12 protein-coding genes are annotated in these 16,646 nt (G+C 72.5%); 3 read left to right on the top strand and 9 right to left on the bottom strand.

The features are described 5' to 3' along the window. The first annotated feature begins 156 nt into the window (after positions 1–156). Positions 157–1,758 carry a sensor histidine kinase gene (locus PV721_RS31440; protein ID WP_319730285.1) on the top strand — a complete coding sequence of 534 codons (1,602 nt, stop codon included), beginning with the start codon at positions 157–159 and terminating at the stop codon, positions 1,756–1,758. Then, positions 1,755–2,456 (top strand): response regulator, encoded by a 702-nt coding sequence (locus PV721_RS31435; protein WP_319730282.1) that lies wholly within the window; start codon positions 1,755–1,757, stop codon positions 2,454–2,456. Before PV721_RS31440 ends, PV721_RS31435 begins: the two co-directional genes overlap by 4 nt. 6 nt (positions 2,457–2,462) lie before the next feature. Here PV721_RS31435 and PV721_RS31430 read toward each other — a convergent pair whose 3' ends face one another. The 3 genes from PV721_RS31430 to PV721_RS31420 form a co-directional block, all read right to left on the bottom strand. Further along, positions 2,463–4,055, bottom strand: a complete 1,593-nt coding sequence (locus tag PV721_RS31430) for a cation acetate symporter (RefSeq protein ID WP_319730280.1) — start codon at positions 4,053–4,055, stop codon at positions 2,463–2,465. After that, positions 4,052–4,537 carry a DUF485 domain-containing protein gene (locus PV721_RS31425; protein ID WP_319730278.1) on the bottom strand — a complete coding sequence of 162 codons (486 nt, stop codon included), beginning with the start codon at positions 4,535–4,537 and terminating at the stop codon, positions 4,052–4,054. The genes PV721_RS31430 and PV721_RS31425 overlap by 4 nt, the downstream gene beginning before the upstream one ends. 185 nt (positions 4,538–4,722) lie before the next feature. Next, a complete protein-coding gene (locus PV721_RS31420; RefSeq protein ID WP_319730276.1) occupies positions 4,723–6,843 on the bottom strand; it encodes a DNA topoisomerase IV subunit B in 2,121 nt (706 codons plus the stop codon). Between the two features lie 448 nt (positions 6,844–7,291). On the opposite strand from PV721_RS31420, the gene PV721_RS31415 reads away from it, so the two are divergent. Then, entirely contained in the window at positions 7,292–7,525 is a 234-nt protein-coding gene (locus tag PV721_RS31415; RefSeq protein ID WP_030016583.1) for a hypothetical protein, read from the top strand. A 136-nt stretch (positions 7,526–7,661) separates the two neighbouring features. Here the strand turns inward: PV721_RS31415 and PV721_RS31410 are convergent, their stop codons facing one another. The 6 genes from PV721_RS31410 to PV721_RS31385 all read right to left on the bottom strand — a co-directional run bounded on the left by PV721_RS31410 (position 7,662) and on the right by PV721_RS31385 (position 16,643). Next, a complete protein-coding gene (locus PV721_RS31410) occupies positions 7,662–8,588 on the bottom strand; it encodes a serine protease (protein ID WP_319730272.1) in 927 nt (308 codons plus the stop codon). A 106-nt stretch (positions 8,589–8,694) separates the two neighbouring features. Next, positions 8,695–10,293, bottom strand: coding sequence for an RNA polymerase sigma factor (locus PV721_RS31405; RefSeq protein WP_319730271.1), 1,599 nt, complete (start codon positions 10,291–10,293; stop codon positions 8,695–8,697). Between the two features lie 370 nt (positions 10,294–10,663). Then, positions 10,664–11,551, bottom strand: a complete 888-nt coding sequence (locus PV721_RS31400; RefSeq protein ID WP_319730269.1) for a FadR/GntR family transcriptional regulator — start codon at positions 11,549–11,551, stop codon at positions 10,664–10,666. A gap of 191 nt (positions 11,552–11,742) precedes the next feature. Continuing rightward, positions 11,743–13,527: an ABC transporter ATP-binding protein gene (locus PV721_RS31395; RefSeq protein WP_319730265.1), complete on the bottom strand. Its 1,785-nt coding sequence runs from the start codon at positions 13,525–13,527 to the stop codon at positions 11,743–11,745. Positions 13,528–13,715: 188 nt separating this feature from the next. After that, positions 13,716–14,462, bottom strand: coding sequence for an NUDIX hydrolase (locus PV721_RS31390; protein WP_319730262.1), 747 nt, complete (start codon positions 14,460–14,462; stop codon positions 13,716–13,718). Between the two features lie 117 nt (positions 14,463–14,579). Further along, entirely contained in the window at positions 14,580–16,643 is a 2,064-nt protein-coding gene (locus tag PV721_RS31385) for a glycogen debranching N-terminal domain-containing protein (protein ID WP_416371225.1), read from the bottom strand. Positions 16,644–16,646: the final 3 nt, after the last annotated feature.

The raw sequence follows: 16,646 nt of genomic DNA, 5'->3' as shown, positions 1-16,646 counted from the left end.
CCCTCCGTCCCTGCGACCCCACTTCGCCCCCTCACCCGCCGTGAGGCGTGCAACACGGCCCGAACACGACAGAAGTGGCGAAGCCGACAAGCTCGGCGCAGCCGTTCCGCTCGTGCCGGGGCCGACCTACCGTTGCTGCTCATGCGGTTCCCCCTCATGAGCGCTCGGCGCCTCGGGCTGCCCAGACGGGCCGTCTCCCAGATCCTGCTGACCCAGCTGGCCATCGCCGCCGGGGTCGCCGTCCTGGCCACCGGCCTGTTCCTGGCGCCGCTGAGCGCGCAGCTCGACGACCAGGCCATGCGGCGCGCCCTCGCGATCGCGCAGGGCGCCGCGGCCGACCCCTCGCTGGCCGCCGACCTCCTGGACTCCGGGGCCTCGCCCGACAGCCCCGTGCAGTCCTCGGCCGAGCGGATCCGCCGGGCCACCGGGGCCGAATACGTGGTCGTCCTCGACCTGGACGGCATCCGCCGCTCGCACCCGAGCGCCGACCGGATCGGGCTGCCGGTCTCCACCGACCCGAGCGCCGCACTGGCGGGCCGCGAGGTCATGGAGATCGACGAGGGCACCCTGGGCCGCTCCGCCCGCGGCAAGGTCCCGCTCGTCGCGGCCGACGGCGAGATCGTCGGCGCCGTCTCGGTGGGCATCGCGTACGACAGCGTCCGTGACCGGCTGGTCGGCGCCATACCCGGCCTGCTCGCCTACGCTGGCGGCGCGCTGGCTGTCGGCGCCCTGGCCGCCTTTCTGCTCTCCCGCCGGATCCAGCGCCAGACCCGGGACCTCGCCTTCTCCGACATCTCCGGCCTGCTCGCCGAGCGCGAGGCGATGCTGCACTCGATCCGCGAAGGAGTCATCGCCCTCGACCGCCACGGCCGGGTCCGGCTCGTGAACGACGAGGCCGCCCGGCTCCTGGGCATCGCCCCGGACTCCACCGGCACCCTGGCGGGACGCCCGCTGGACGACGTACTCGGCGAGGGCCGCACCGCCGACGTGCTGTCGGGCCGCGTCACCGGCCGCGACCTGCTCACCGTCCAGGGCCCCCGGGTCCTGGTCGCCAACCGCATGCCCACCGAGGACGGCGGCGCCGTCGCCACCCTGCGCGACCGTACCGAGCTGGAACGCCTCGGCCGCGAACTCGACTCCACCCGGGGCCTCATCGACGCCCTGCGCGCCCAGGACCACGAGCACGCCAATCGCCTCCACACCCTCCTCGGCCTGCTGGAACTGGGCCTGCACGAGGAGGCGGTGGAGTTCGTCACCGAGGTCGCCGACGTGCACCGCACGACCGCCGAACAGGTCACCGAGAAGGTCCACGACCCGCTGCTGGCCGCCCTACTCGTGGGCAAGGCGACCGTGGCGGCCGAGCGTGGCGTCCCCCTGCGGCTGGCCGCGGCCACCCTCCTCCCCGACCGCCTGGTGGACCCGGGCGGCCTCGTCACGATCGTGGGCAACCTGGTGGACAACGCTCTGGACGCCGCCGCCGGTTCGACGGCGCCCCTGGTCGAGGTGGAGCTGCGCGCGGAGGGGCGTACCGTCGTGCTGCGGGTGCGCGACAGCGGCCCCGGGGTGCCTGCCGCACGCCGCGAGGAGATCTTCACCGAGGGCTGGTCGACCAAGGAGCCCAGCGCCCACCGCGAGCGCGGGCTGGGCCTCGCCCTCGTACGCCGCCTCGCGGAGCGGCAGGGCGGCAGCGCCCGGGCCGGTGAAGCAGCGGACGGAGGGGCGGAATTCTCCGTCGTACTCCCGGAGGCCCTGCGATGAACGAGACCCCGATCCACGTATTGGTCGTCGACGACGACATGCGTGTTGCAAGGATCAACGCGGCGTACGTGGCGAAGGTTCCCGGTTTCCGGGTCACGGCGCAGGCCCATTCGGCGGCCGAGGCCCTGGAGTTCCTCACCTCGCAGGCAGTGGACCTGGTCCTCCTGGACCACTACCTCCCCGACGAGAACGGCCTGGACCTGGTCCGGCGCCTGCGCCAGCTCGGCCGCCACACCGATGTGATCATGGTCACGGCCGCCCGTGATCTCGCCACCGTGCAGGCCGCGATGCGTCTCGGTGCCCTCCAGTACCTGGTCAAACCGTTCACCTTCGCCGGGCTGCGCACCCGGCTGGAGGCGTACGGGGCCCTGCGCCGCACCCTGGAGACAGGCGGCGAGGCCGAACAGGCCGAGGTGGACCGGATCTTCGGCGCCCTCGCCGCCGCGGGACCCTCGAACGAACTCCCCAAGGGCCACTCCCCCACCACGGCGGAACTCGTCCGCCAGGTCCTGCTCTCGGCGGAGGGCCCCTTGTCCACCCAGCAGATAGCCGACCGCGCGGGCATCAGCCGCCAGACCGCCCAGCGCTACGTGAAGCTGCTCGAACGCACCGCCCGCGTGACCCTGGCCCTGCGCTACGGCGAGACCGGCCGCCCGGAGCACCGCTACACCTGGCTCCCGTCGGAAGGGCCGGCCTGACGGCGCTCACACCGCTCCTGCGCCGGTCAGGGAGCGGACCTCCGTCTGAGCGTGCTTCGCCTCGTCCGGCTCCTCGCCCGAGGTGACCGTGCCCAGCCAGCCCGCCAGGAACCCCAGCGGGATCGAGACGATGCCCGGGTTCTGCAGCGGGAAGTACTGGAAGTCCACGCCCGGGAAGAGGGATTCCGCGCTGCCCGACACCACCGGCGAGACCAGCACCAGCAGTACCGCCGGTACCAGGCCCCCGTACACCGACCAGACGGCTCCCCGCGTGGTGAAGCCGCGCCAGAAGAGCGAGTACAGCAGGACGGGTAGGTTCGCCGAGGCCGCCACCGCGAACGCCAGCCCCACCAGGAACGCCACGTTGAGGTCCTGGGCGAGCAGCCCGAGGGCGATCGCCACCGCCCCGATGCCGACGGCCGCGCCCCGGGCCACCGCGACCTCGCTGCGCTGCTTGGCCCGGCGCCGCTTGAGCGAGGCGTACAGGTCGTGCGCGACGGAGGCCGATGAGGCCAGGGTGATGCCTGCCACCACGGCCAGGATGGTGGCGAACGCGATGGCGGCCACGAAGGCGAACAGCACCGCGCCTCCGGTGGATCCGGCGCCCCCGCCGAGGAAGGCCGCGAGCAGCGGAACAGCCGTGTTCCCGGAGGCGTTGGAGGCCCGGACCTCGTCCGGACCCACCAGCGCCGCCGCCCCGAAACCGAGCACGATGGTCATCAGGTAGAAGCCGCCGATCAGCGCGATCGCCCACACCACCGACCGGCGCGCCGCACGCGCCGTGGGCACCGTGTAGAAGCGCGACAGGATGTGCGGCAGCCCGGCGGTCCCGAGGACCAGCGCGAGGCCGAGGCTCATGAAGTCGACGCGGGAGGTCCAGTCGCCACCGTACTTGAGGCCGGGGCCGAGGAACTTGGACCCGTGCCCGCTGCGGTCGGCGGCGCTGGTGAGCAGCTGGTCGAAGTTCCCGTGGAAGCGCAGCATCACGAGCACGGTCAGGGTGACCGCCCCGCCCATCAGCAGGACGGCCTTGACGATCTGGATCCAGGTCGTGGCCCGCATCCCGCCGAAGGACACGTAGACCACCATCAGCGCGCCCACCCCGATCACGGTCAGGGTCCGGGCCGTTGCGCTCGAACTGCCGAGCAGCAGGCCGACCAGGCTGCCCGCGCCGACCATCTGCGCGACGAGGTAGAGCACGGAGACGACGACCGAGGAGGTGCCGGCCGCGATCCGCACCGGACGCTCGCTCATCCGCGCGGCGACCACGTCGGCGAGGGTGAAGCGCCCGCAGTTGCGGACCAGCTCGGCGACCAGGAACAGGACCACCAGCCAGGCGACGAGGAACCCCACCGAGTAGAGCATGCCGTCATAGCCGAAGAGGGCGATCAGACCGGAGATGCCGAGGAAGGAGGCGGCGGACATGTAGTCGCCGGCGATGGCGAAACCGTTCTCCATCGGGGAGAACAACCGCCCGCCCGCGTAGAACTCCTCGGCCGACCCGTGCCGGTTCCGGCTGACCCAGGTGGTGATGCCCAGGGTCACCGCGATGAAGACGCTGAACAGGATCAGCGCGAGGGTCTGGTGTTCGGTGGTCACCGCCCGGCCCCCCTCGCCCGGTTCCGCTCCTGGTCGCGCTCCTGCTCGAAGACGGTCCAGCGCAGATCGAGCGCGGCCCGGTCCCGGCGCAGCCGCGCGTGCCGGGCGTAGGCCCAGGTCAGCAGGAAGGTGCTGAGGAACTGGCCGAGCCCCGCCAGCATGGCCACGTTGACCGCGCCCACCACGGGCCGGGCCATCACGCCGGGGGCGGCGGTGGCGGCGACCACGTAGGCGACGTACCAGAGGAAGAAGCCGGCGGTCGCGGGGACGACGAACCTGCGGTAGCGGCTGCGGACCTCCTGGAAGGCGGCGCTGCGCTGCACTTCGAGGTAGATGTCGGACGCGCGGTGCGCGGGGCTGCCGCCCGGGGCCGGGCGCGGCGGGGGCGTTTCCTCGCCCTCGCCCCAGCCGACGGCCAGCGCGTCGTACCAGGGGTCGTCCAGCCGGATCGTTCCGGCATCACGACCTTCGTGCTTGTCCACCGAACTCTCCTTGTCCGCCGCCGCATTGGCCGCGTTCCCACAAGGATGTGCTCAATAGTCGCTTTCCGGACTGGTGTACCGGCGCTCTTCACTCCAACAGGTGATGGAGGGAAGAGCGCCGGTGTGCCGTGAAGCCCTTCGGCGCCGTCCGTGCCGGCCGGCGCCGGCCGCGGGCCCCGACCGGGTCAGGCGTCGATGCGCGAGCGGTCCAGGGTCGCCGCGGAGCTCGTGATGAACTCCTTGCGCGGCGCCACCTCATTGCCCATGAGCAGGTCGAAGACCTGCTCGGCCGAGTCCAGGTCGCCGATGTTGATACGGCGCAGGGTGCGGAAGCGCGGGTCCATGGTGGTCTCCGCCAGCTGGTCCGCGTCCATCTCGCCGAGGCCCTTGTAGCGCTGGATCGAGTCCTTGTACCGGATGTTCTTGCGCTGGTACTCCAACAGGGTCTGGCGCAGCTCGTTGTCCGAATACGTGTAGACGTACTTGTCCTGGCCCTTCTTCGGCTGGACCAGCTCGATCCGGTGCAGCGGCGGCACGGCCGCGAAGACCCGGCCGGCCTCGACCATCGGGCGCATGTACCGCTGGAAGAGCGTGAGCAGCAGGCAGCGGATGTGCGCGCCGTCCACGTCGGCGTCGACGAGCAGCACGATCTTGCCGTAGCGGGCGGCGTCGATGTCGAAGGTCCGGCCCGAGCCGGCTCCTATGACCTGGATGATCGCCCCGCACTCGGCGTTCTTGAGCATGTCCGAGATCGAGGACTTCTGGACGTTGAGGATCTTGCCGCGGATGGGCAGGAGCGCCTGGAACTCCGAATTCCGGGCGAGCTTCGCCGTACCGAGGGCCGAGTCGCCCTCGACGATGAAGAGCTCACTGCGGTCCACGTCGTCGCTGCGGCAGTCAGCCAGCTTGGCGGGGAGCGAGGAGGTCTCCAGCGCGGTCTTGCGACGCTGCGCCTCCTTGTGCTGACGGGCCGCGATCCGGGTCCGGGCGGCCGCGACGATCTTCTCCATCACGGCGCGGGCCTGCTGCTTTTCGTCGCGCTTGGCCGAGGTCAGGAAGGCCTTGAGCTCCTTGGCGACCACGGCGGCGACGATCCGGGTGGCCGCCGAGGTGCCGAGCACCTCCTTGGTCTGGCCCTCGAACTGCGGCTCCGCGAGGCGGACGGTGACGACGGCCGTCATGCCCTCCATCGCGTCGTCCTTGACCACGTCGTCCTCGGCCACGCGCAGCAGCTTGGCCGAGCGCAGCGCCTCGTTCACGGTCTTGGCGACCGAGCGCTCGAAGCCGGAGACGTGGGTGCCGCCCTTGGGGGTGGCGATGATGTTCACGAAGGACTTGACGTTGGTCTCGTAGCCCGTGCCCCACCGCAGGGCGATGTCCACGCCGAGCTCACGCGTGACCTCGGTGGGCGTCATGTGGCCGCGGTCGTCGAGGACCGGGACGGTCTCCTTGAAGGTGCCCGTGCCGGTCAGGCGCAGCACGTCGCAGACGGCCTTGTCCTGGGCGAGGTACTCGCAGAATTCGCTGATGCCGCCGTCGAAGCGGAACGTCTCCTCGGTCTTGCCGGCGCCGTCGATGCCGCGCTCGTCGCGGACGACCAGGGTCAGGCCCGGGACGAGGAAGGCGGTCTGGCGGGCGCGCTGGTAGAGCGTCTCCAGGTTGAGCCGGGCGTCTTTGAGGAAGATCTGGCGGTCGGCCCAGTAGCGGACCCGGGTGCCGGTCTTGCCCTTCGTGATCCGCTTGACCTTGCGCAGGCCGTTGGCGGGGTCGAAGGGGCTGTCGGGGCCCTGCTCGGTGAACATGCCGGGGACGCCGCGGCGGAAGCTGATGGCGTGGGTGGAGCTGCCCCGGTCGACCTCGACGTCCAGCCGGGCGGAGAGGGCGTTGACCACGGAGGCGCCGACCCCGTGCAGGCCGCCGGAGGCCGCATACGAGCCCCCGCCGAACTTGCCGCCGGCGTGCAGCTTGGTCATGACGACCTCGACGCCGGACAGGCCCGTCTTGGGCTCGACGTCCACGGGGATGCCGCGGCCGTTGTCCCGGACCTCCACGGAGGCGTCCTCGTGGAGGATCACCTCGATGTGGTCGCAGTAGCCGCCCAGGGCCTCGTCGACGGAATTGTCGATGATCTCCCACAGGCAGTGCATCAGGCCCCGGCTGTCGGTCGAGCCGATATACATGCCGGGGCGCTTGCGGACGGCCTCCAGCCCTTCGAGGACGAGCAGGTGCCGCGCGGTGTAGTTGGAACCGTCCCGGTCTGCTCCGGACAGCAGCGCGCTGGAAGGCACGGACGTGTCGGCGGTCACGCAGTTCGCTCCTCGCTGAATTTCTTTTCTGGCCCGGTCGGGCGCAGGGGTGGCTCGGCTGCCGGTCGAAGGGTACCGAGGCCAGGTAGAGCCGATGCAACGCCACCCTCGTGCGTTCCTCACCCTAGTCCAGATCCGCACGGATGTTCGATCCCCCGGGCGGGTGAAGGAAACATCACGTTCCCTTCCGCGCATGAACCATTTAGGGTTCGGGCACGTCCTCATGAACAACCTGGCACTCACGCCGGGGGAGGATGGAACTGCAACAAGCGCACGACTGACAACGCGAAACCGTAAAGCAACGCAATACGGCTCCTTCGCCGCCAACCGGCAACAGCCGGCCAGCTTCGGAAGGAAGTTTCGAGGAAAAGCCGCGAGCGGGAACGTTTTCGGCCTGGTTGGATGTTGACCCTGGTACGACAGCTCGTCGAGCTAGAGAAGAGGCGACGTGACTACTGTTCTGACACCCGCGACCCCGCTGACGGCCGCTGACCGATGCGACCGTTGCGGCGCCCAGGCATATCTGCGCGTCGTCCTGCTGAGCGGCGGTGAACTGCTCTTCTGCGCCCACCACGGTCGCAAGTTCGAGCCGGAACTCAAGAAGATCGCCGCGGAAATACAGGATGAGACCGAGCGGCTTACGTCCGCTCCGGCTGCCAATGCCGAACCCGAGGACCGCTGACACAGGCCTGCACCTCGCATCCGACGAGCCAGGACCGGCGATGCCGGTCGACGGGCGGCACCCCTGAGACCCAGGGGTGCCGCCCGTCCTCACATCCACGGCCGCCCGCGCTCGGGGGCGGGCGGCCGTGCGGTCCCTATCGCGCGCCATGCCCCTCTGCGGGCCCTGTACCCGGTTCGGAGCGCCTGCGGACCTCCCACGCGCCGTCCTGGTCCCCGGCGGGCTGCGCGCCCGTCTCCGGGGCCGTCACGAAGCCGGCCAGCGGGGCAATGCGCGTGTACACCCCCGGACTGTCGGCGCGCCCGCAGCCGCGGCCCCACGAGACCAGCCCGATGAGGCGCCCCTGCGCCACCAGGGGTCCGCCGCTGTCGCCCTGGCAGGCATCCTTGCCTCCCCCGCCGTCTCCCGCGCACACCATCGACTCGGCGCGGTACTGCCCGTCGGCGTCCCCCGGGTAGGCGCGCCCGCACACCTCGTCCTCCAGCACCGTCACCCTCGCGGCCCGGAGCGCGTACGCGTAGTCACCGAAGCCGCTCGTGTCGCCCCAGCCGTAGACGGCTGCCTCCGTCCCCGCCTCGTAGGCGCGGTGCCCGGCCTCCGCCATGGGGAGGACGTGCTGGGCCGGCACGGCCTCGGCGAGCTCGAGGACGGCGAGGTCCCCCGCGTTGCTCTGCGGGTCGTAGGCCGGGTTCACCCGGGCCCCGCGCACCGGGACCTCCCGGCCGTCGCTCGCCTGGAGCTCCGTACGCCCGATGATCACCCGGAAGTCGGGCACGGATTCGACCGGGCCGCCCAGCACCTGGCTGCCCAGGCAGTGCGCTGCGGTGAGCACCCGGGTCGGGGCGACGACGACTCCCCCGCAGAACTGCCCGCCCCGCGTACCCCCGAACCGGTCACGGCTGGCCAGGGCCACGACCCAGGGGCTGTCGGCCACCTTGACCGGCTTGCCGCCGATCACCACGCTGTCCGCGGCCGCCTGGGGCATCTGGGCGAGCGGCGCAGCGGCCGCTCCCGCCGCCAGGGTCAGCGCGCCCGCCAGAGCACGGGCAAAGGGACGACGCATGAGGCCTCCTGACTCCGAGTGTGCATGACTCCACCCAGAGTGGGATGCCCGGTGGCCGAGCGCACCCGCGCGGCCACCGTCGCTGCCGTCCGCCGGCCGTGACCGGTCAGTCCAGGTAGTCGCGCAGGACCTGGGAGCGGGAGGGGTGCCGCAGCTTCGACATCGTCTTCGACTCGATCTGGCGGATCCGCTCACGCGTGACCCCGTAGACCTTGCCGATCTCGTCGAGGGTCTTCGGCTGGCCGTCCGTGAGGCCGAAGCGCATCGAGACCACCCCGGCCTCGCGCTCGCTCAGGGTGTCGAGCACCGAGTGCAGCTGCTCCTGCAGGAGCGTGAAGCTCACGGCGTCGGCCGGGACCACGGCCTCGGAGTCCTCGATCAGGTCACCGAACTCGCTGTCGCCGTCCTCGCCGAGCGGCGTGTGCAGGGAGATCGGCTCGCGGCCGTACTTCTGGACCTCGATGACCTTCTCGGGGGTCATGTCGAGTTCCTTGGCCAGTTCCTCCGGGGTGGGCTCGCGGCCCAGGTCCTGGAGCATCTGGCGCTGCACGCGGGCGAGCTTGTTGATGACCTCGACCATGTGCACCGGGATGCGGATGGTGCGGGCCTGGTCGGCCATGGCGCGCGTGATCGCCTGACGGATCCACCACGTGGCGTAGGTCGAGAACTTGTAGCCCTTGGTGTAGTCGAACTTCTCGACCGCGCGGATGAGACCCAGGTTGCCCTCCTGGATCAGGTCCAGGAAGAGCATGCCGCGGCCGGTGTAGCGCTTGGCGAGGGAGACCACGAGGCGGAGGTTGGCCTCCAGCAGGTGGTTCTTGGCGCGGCGGCCGTCCTCGGCGATGATCTCCAGCTCGCGCTTGAGCTTGGGCGCCAGCTTGTCGGAGTTCGCCAGCTTGTCCTCGGCGAACAGCCCAGCCTCGATGCGCTTGGCGAGCTCCACCTCCTGCTCGGCGTTGAGGAGGGGGACCTTGCCGATCTGCTTGAGGTAGTCCTTGACCGGGTCGGCGGTGGCGCCGGCGACCACGACCTGCTGGGCGGGGGCGTCGTCCTCGTCGTCGGAGATGACGAAGCCCTTGTTCTCGCCGCCCTCCTCCTCGTCGTCGGCCTCGGCCTTGGCGGCGTCGGGGCCCTCGTCGGAAGTCTCGTCCTCGCCGGCCTCGTCGGCGTCCTTCTTGGCGGCGGTCTTCTTGGCCGCCGTCTTCTTGGCAGCGGTCTTCTTGGCGGGCGCGGCCTTCTTGGCGGCGGTCTTCTTCGCCGTCGTCTTCTTGGCGGCCGGCTCGGTTCCGGGCTCTTCCGCGAGAGCGTCCGCGGTCTCCGGGTCCGCCGTTTCGGCTGCCGGGGCCGCGGCGGGCGCGGTGGCTGCGGGCTGCGCTGCCGTCGCCCTGGCCGCCGTCTTCCTGACGGGCTCGGTGGCCGTCCGCTTGGCGGGGCTCTTCGCTGCGACGCTCTTGCGGGTGGTGCGCTTGGGCGACTCCGCGGCACTGACCATCAGCGTCACACCCTCTTCCTCGAGGATCTGGTTGAGGCTGCGCAGAACATTCTTCCACTGGGTCGCAGGAATCTGGTCAGCCTCGAAGGCCCGACGCACGTCATCGCCGGCGATCTGCCCCTCGGCCTTGCCTCGCTCGATGAGCGCCATCACAGACTCGGAATCGGCGATCTCCGGCGGGAGCGTACGGGATGTGCTGGCCGACACGAACAACCTCTCGGAACGATGGGAACGGCTTCCGACGCCGGGCCTGGTGGTGCTGGACCGGAGCCGACGACCACCGACCGGGGTTGGGCCGGCGGCGCGGGCAGGGGCCGGGGAGCTGCACAGCATCCCCAAGGGCTGCTGTCTTCCCTCCGTCGGCCATCACCTCTTAGGTCATCGCGTGACCTCGCAGAGTGTTACGCCCAATCTTCGTGGCCCGAGTCACACCCCGTACGTCCGGACCACCGGTCCGGCGGTCGTACCGGCGGTCCGGACGTGGGAGGACCGCCGTGGCAGAGGGCCCCACGCCGGTGTCGCCGGACCCGACCGGGCCCGGCGACACGTCCTGCAAACCCCCGCGCCCCCGCGCGTCCGCCCCTCAGTGCTCGCGCGGGGCGGGAACCACGCGCTCTACCTCCGGATGAACCGTCAGGAGCTGACGCATTGCGTTCTCGGCGCCGATCGCGTCACCCGCGGCGAGGGCCTCGACCATCCGTGCGTGGTGGGCCACACAGGTCTCGCTCGGCCGGTCGCAGGCGGTGATCGGGCTGCCGGAGACCTGGAGGGCGGCGGAGACGATGCCGGAGAGGTGCTCCAGCATGCGGTTGCCGGCGACCTGGATGAGGAGCGCGTGGAACTCGTTGTCCGCGCGCGCGAAGGTGATCGAGTCGCCCTGCCCGAGGGCGTGGCCCATGATCTCGACCATGTCGGCGAGGCGCTGCTGGATGTCCGGTCGGCCGTGGCCGGCGGCGAGGCGGGCGGCGAGCGGTTCGATGGTCCAGCGGAGCTCGCCCAGCTCGCGGCGCTGGTCGTCGCGCTGGGGTCCGAAGGCGCGCCACTCGATGATGTCGGGGTCGAGCAGGTTCCAGTCGGCGACCGGGCGGACCCGGGTGCCGACGTTGGGACGGGCGCTGACGAGGCCCTTGGCCTCCAGGACCCGCAGCGATTCGCGGACGACCGTACGGGAGACCTCGAAGCGCTGGCCGATCTCCTCGGGGACCAGGGGGCGGTCCGCTCCGAGGTCGCCGGAAACGATCATCTGGCCGAGCTGCTGGACGAGTTGGCCGTGCAGTCCGCGGCCGCGGCTGCCTGCCGCGCGGCGGCCGACCCGGCTCAACTCGACGTCGGCGCCGTCCCAGTGGGGCGCTCCGACGCGGTCGGACCCGGGGGTCTCCGCGTAGGGGTAGCGGTCGAGTTCGCCCGGGCCGGCGAGGCCGGAGTCGGCGTGGCGGGCGGCGGTCATCATGGTGTGCGCAAGGGTACTCACGAATCCTTTGTCGGCCGTGCCTCCATGAGCCTTGAGGTCTTTGGTGAAAAGCACACGAAAGGGTGATCGGTGCCACCTAGGCAATTGACGACTTATCGTAAAGAACCGGGCCTTTTGCGGGGGGTTGCGGTCTGCTTGACGCGACACGGACGGCAACGGTCCCGACCCTGACTTCTCCGGCATCGGAACGATCACCAACGGACCCGGCTGCGCAGTCCGGTGAACCCATAGGCGCACAACAGGACCATCAGCGACAACACCAGCGCGGTCCCGACGGGTTGGGCCATCACCCGTAGGGCCCCCACGAGCAGGCGGTCCGCCTCCGGCGGCCACTGCACCCAGGTCAGGCCCCGCAGCCGAGGCCCGAGCCCGGTCACCGGGTACGCGGACGAGCCCTCCAGGGCCTTGCGCACCAGCGGCACCACCATCACCGGTACGGCGAGCACCGCGGCCATCCCGGCGGTGGCCGACCGGAAGACGCCGGAGGCCAGTACGCCGGCCCAGGCGCAGCCGATCAGCAGCCCGGCCCAACTCACCGCGGGGGACAGCCACTCCACCGGGGTGCGCAGCGGGCCGCTGTCGAAGACGAGCGCGAGGGCGGCGGCGTCGGCCGCCACGGCGAGGGCGCCCAGCAGCAGGGCGAGGGCGGCGCAGACGCCGAGTTTGGCGGTGAGCAGCCCCATCCGGCGGGGCACGGTGCCGCGGTCGGCGGCGAGCGCGGGGTAGCGGTACTCCTCGCCGAAGGCCAGCGCGCCGAGCAGCCCCGCGCCCAGGGCGGCGGGCGGCAGCGGCAGCACCTCGGGCCAGGCGGCGAGCAGCCGGTTCTGCGGGGTCTGACCGACCCGGGCCAGGACCAGAGCGGTGACGACGGAGACGGCGACGACGAGGGCAGCGGTGAGGACGGGCGTGGCGGTGCCGAAGACCCGCAGCAACTCGTAGCGCAGCGGCCGCAGCGGCCCGCCCACGCGGCGCACGGCCGAGGCCGGCCGCCCGGAGCGGGCCTGCCGGGGGCGGCGGGCGGAGTCCTCGGCGCGTGCCCCTGCGGGCTCCGGCGGGCTCGCGGCGCCGGAGGCGCGGGCGTGCGGGACCGGAGCCGCCGGCGAACCGGCGTCACCCGTCTCGTCGGCGAGCTGGTGGACCAGCACGCCGTGCCGGAACGCCGCCTCCCCGACCTCGGCGCAGTTGCTGCCGTACACCGACAGACGGCTGCCGCTCTCCTCGACGATCTCCAACGAGCGCTGGGCGGCCCTGGCTTCCCGGCCCAGTACGTCGGCCAGCCGGGCGGCGTGCGGGGTGCGCACGGCGACCCGCGGCCGCAGCCGGGTGCGGGCGAAATCGGCTGCGTCCTGGTCGGCGACGAGCCGGCCCGCCTCGATGCTGACGACCCGGTCGGCGCAGCGCGCGGCTTCCTTCGCGTCGTCGGTGGTGAAGAGCACGGCCCCGCCGAGGGAGGCGTGACCGCGGAGCAGCCCGTGCAGCCAGCTGCGCTCACGGGGGGAGAGTCCGGCGCCGGGCTCGTCCAGGAGCAGGGTGCACGGATCGGCGAGCAGCGCCGAGGCCAGTGCGACCCGGCGCTCCATGCCGAGCGAGAGCGAACCGAGCCGCTGGTCCCGAAGGCCGGCGATGCCGACGACCTCCAGCATGGTGTCGGCCCGGGACGCCGGCACCCCGGCGGCGGCGCAGAGCATCCGCAGCTGGTTGCGGACGGTCCGCGAGGGGTTTCCGGGCACGTCCCCGAGCACCACGCCGACCTCACGGCCGGGGTACGGGAGCCGGTGCAGCGGGCGGCCGCGGAAGTAGGTGACGCCGCGGCCCGGTTCGAGTTCGAGCATGAGCCGCAGCGCGGTCGTCTTGCCCGAACCCGGCTCGCCGAGCAGGGCGGTCACGTGCCCCGGGCGGGCCTCGAAGGTGAGGTCGTCCACGAGGGGCGGGGCGTCGGTTCGGTGTTTGCTGGTGAGTCCGATGGCCTGGAGCATCGCTTCTCTCGCGGGGGGTGAGACCGCTCTGCGGCAGGATGAGTACCGCAAGCAAGATAGCGCGATATGTCCGATTTTCTACGCAACCGGCCCGATAGGATGCCGATATTGCCGTCAGACTCGGCGCGCCCGCCGGGTCCGGCCCCCGCGCGGCCGGCCGCACCCCGGCCTGCCCATGTGGCGCAGCGTCAGACTTCCGGGCGCAGCATCGGCGGGTTGAGCAGGGTGGCCCCTCCCGCACGGAACAGCTGGGCCGGGCGCCCTCCCTGACGGGTCGTCGTCCCTCCGGCCGGCACCAGGAATCCGGGCGTTCCGGTGACCTTGCGGTGGAAGTTGCGCGGGTCGAGGGCCACGCCCCAGACGGCTTCGTAGACCCGGCGCAGCTCGCCGACGGTGAACTCCGGCGGGCAGAAGGCGGTGGCCAGCGAGGAGTACTCGATCTTCGAGCGGGCCCGCTCCACACCGTCGCCGAGGATGCGGGCGTGGTCGAAAGCGAGCGCGGTCGCGGCCTCCTCGGGGGCGGCCAGCAGCTCGTCCACGGGGGCCCAGCGCGCGCTGTTGGCATCGCCCCCGGCCCGCGGCGCCGGCAGGTCCGGAGCCAGCACCAGGTGCGCCACGCTGACGACTCGCATCCGCGGATCCCGCTTCGGATCGCCGTAAGTGGCCAGCTGTTCGAGATGCGCCCCGTTCCCCGCGCCGGGCAGGGCGGGATCGTGGGCGCACAGGCCGGTCTCCTCGGAGAGCTCCCGCGCAGCGGCACCGGCCAGGTCCTCGTCCTCGCGGACGAATCCGCCGGGCAGCGCCCAGCGCCCCTGGAACGGCTGCTCACCCCGTCGGACGACCAGCGCGCAGAGCGCGTGGCGCCGCACGGTGAGCACGACCAGGTCGACGGTGACGGCAAAGGGCGGATAGGCCGACGGGTCGTAGGGCGACATGCCGCGATCATAGTCGTCTGCCTGACGATAAACAGCTCTTTGGTGACCTTGAAGACACTGTTCCGGAGCCGGGAGGCCGCCGGCCCGTCAGGTTGCCCGACACGACCGGCCGCGGCATCAGCCACCCAGTTGGAGTGCATCGGCGGCCTCCTCCACCATGCCGAGGCCGAGCCGGCTGATCCGGACGGCGAAGGGCTCTCCCGACACCCGCAGGCCCGCGAGCCGGAGCGCGCCGAGGGGGGCGCCGGGGAGCGGGGCGAGGGCGACCGTGCCCGAGGGGGCGTCGGGTCGGATCCCGGCGAGGGCGGTCAGTACGTGGACCCCTGCCGCCGCAGCCACGGCGGCAGGGCGGCAGGCCGCCGGGTGCGGGACGGGGGCACTGCCGGTGGTGCGCTGCTCGGCCGCGAACATCTCCGGCAGCCGGTACCCGAAGGCCTCGGCCGCGTCCAGCAGGCCCCTCAGCAGGCCCGCGGCCTCCTTTTCGAAGCCCGCCTGAGCCAGGCCCGCCACCGCCACGGCACTCTCGTACGCCCGGACCGCGCCCGAGCGGTGGCCGAACGGGTTGTGCCCCGGCTCCCTGACGGCCATGCTCCGCAGCCCCCATCCGGAGTCCATGGCGGGGGCTCCGAGCAGCCGGGCCAGCTGCTCCGACCTCGCGCGGTCCAGAAGCCCGGGGGCCGTGCGGCCGCCACCGATCAGTCCGGTGTCGAGCAGATGGGCGGCGGCACCCGTCAGCCGGGGAAGTGGCCGCCCGTCGGGGTGCAGGGCCGAAGCGGGCCGCCCGCCGTCCGGACCGTCGATCCAGAATCCGGCCCGGAACCGCTCCCGCAGTGCGGCGGCCCGCTCCCGCCATTCCTCGGCGCCGGGCCGCCCGCATCCGGCAAGGAGGTCCGCGCCGAGCACGGCGGCCCGGTGGGCGTGGGCCTGGGTCTCGCAGCGCCGCGGGCCCGGGTCGGGATCGGCCAGGAGGCCGTCCTCCCCCAGGGCGCCGCGCAGCCAGTCGAGACACCGCTCGGCGGCCGGGAGCAGCCGGGCCAACTCCTCTTCCGGCATCCCCCAGAGCCGGGCTTCGGCGAGCACCGCGGGGAAGGCCAGGGTCGCCTCCGTCCCGGTGCACCCCGGCGGCAGCTGCGGCCCCGCGCCGCGCAGCGGCCCCGGGATCTTCCCGGCATCGGGCCCGCGCCCGTCGGTCTGGGTCCGGGCCAGGATGCGCAGGGTGGCCGCGGCGAGACCGGTCCCTAGGGGCAGCGCCATCCGCGCGACCCACAGCGACTCGGCCGGGGCCAGGCCCAGCCTCCAGGGCGCCCCGGCCGCCACGAAGGCGTCGCCCGGCGCCTCTGGATCCCTCAGGAGCAGCGCGCCCAGGTCCTCGATGCTCCTGCGGAACCACGCCTCGGCCCTCGGATCGTCCCCTTCGGCCCGGGCGTCGGCCAGTGGGTTCGCCACCTGCCCGGCAGAGGCCCGCACGACCCGGTCCTGGGTGGTCCGCAGTTCGATGGTGCGGGATTCCCCGGGCCCGAGTTCGAGCTGCCAGCGCAGCAGCCCCGCGGAGGCCAGCGCGTCGTCGGGCGGCGGCTCGGCGGCGGTGACCGTCTGCGCCTCGCCGGTGCTCCAGCGCAATCCGGCGGCGTGCACCCCGGCGGGCAGCTCGGGCCCGGCCCGGCCGGCGGCCACGGCGGCCAGCTCCGCCAGGTCGGTCCCGAGCAGGACCTCCACGGGCAGGCGCAGCGGCCGGGCCGAGAAGCTGCGCAGGGTGATCCGCTCGGTGCCGTCCGCGTGCCTGACCCGTTCCACACCGATGTCCGGGTCGGGGCCGGGCTCGGCACCGGTGCGCACGGTCGCGGTGAAGGCGGCCCTGTCGGAGCCGAGGCTGCGCCCTTGGACGGCGACCGGGTCCCGGCCGCCGACGCGCAGTACGCAACGGGAGAGCAGCCTGCGGCCTGACCGGTAGATCCCGTCGATCCCCTGCCCGGTCAACTGGCCGTGCTCCGGCGAGATGACCAGACAGGGCGCAGCCACACAGATGACCGCGCCGTGCACGGGCGGGAGTTCGGACCTGCGGGCGGCGGGCACGCCCGGTGGGCGGGGAGGTGCGGGGTGAGACATGTGTCGCCTTGTCTGCGCTCCGGTCGGTTCAGCTGGGCGGCGGCGCGGCCGGGGCTCGTGACCTGGGCGGGGCAGGCC

Source organism: Streptomyces sp. MB09-01 (genome assembly GCF_033794505.1).
Classification (GTDB): domain Bacteria; phylum Actinomycetota; class Actinomycetes; order Streptomycetales; family Streptomycetaceae; genus Streptomyces.
The sequence above is the reverse complement of the archived record's forward strand: the minus strand, read 5'-3'. Positions and strand labels throughout refer to the sequence as shown.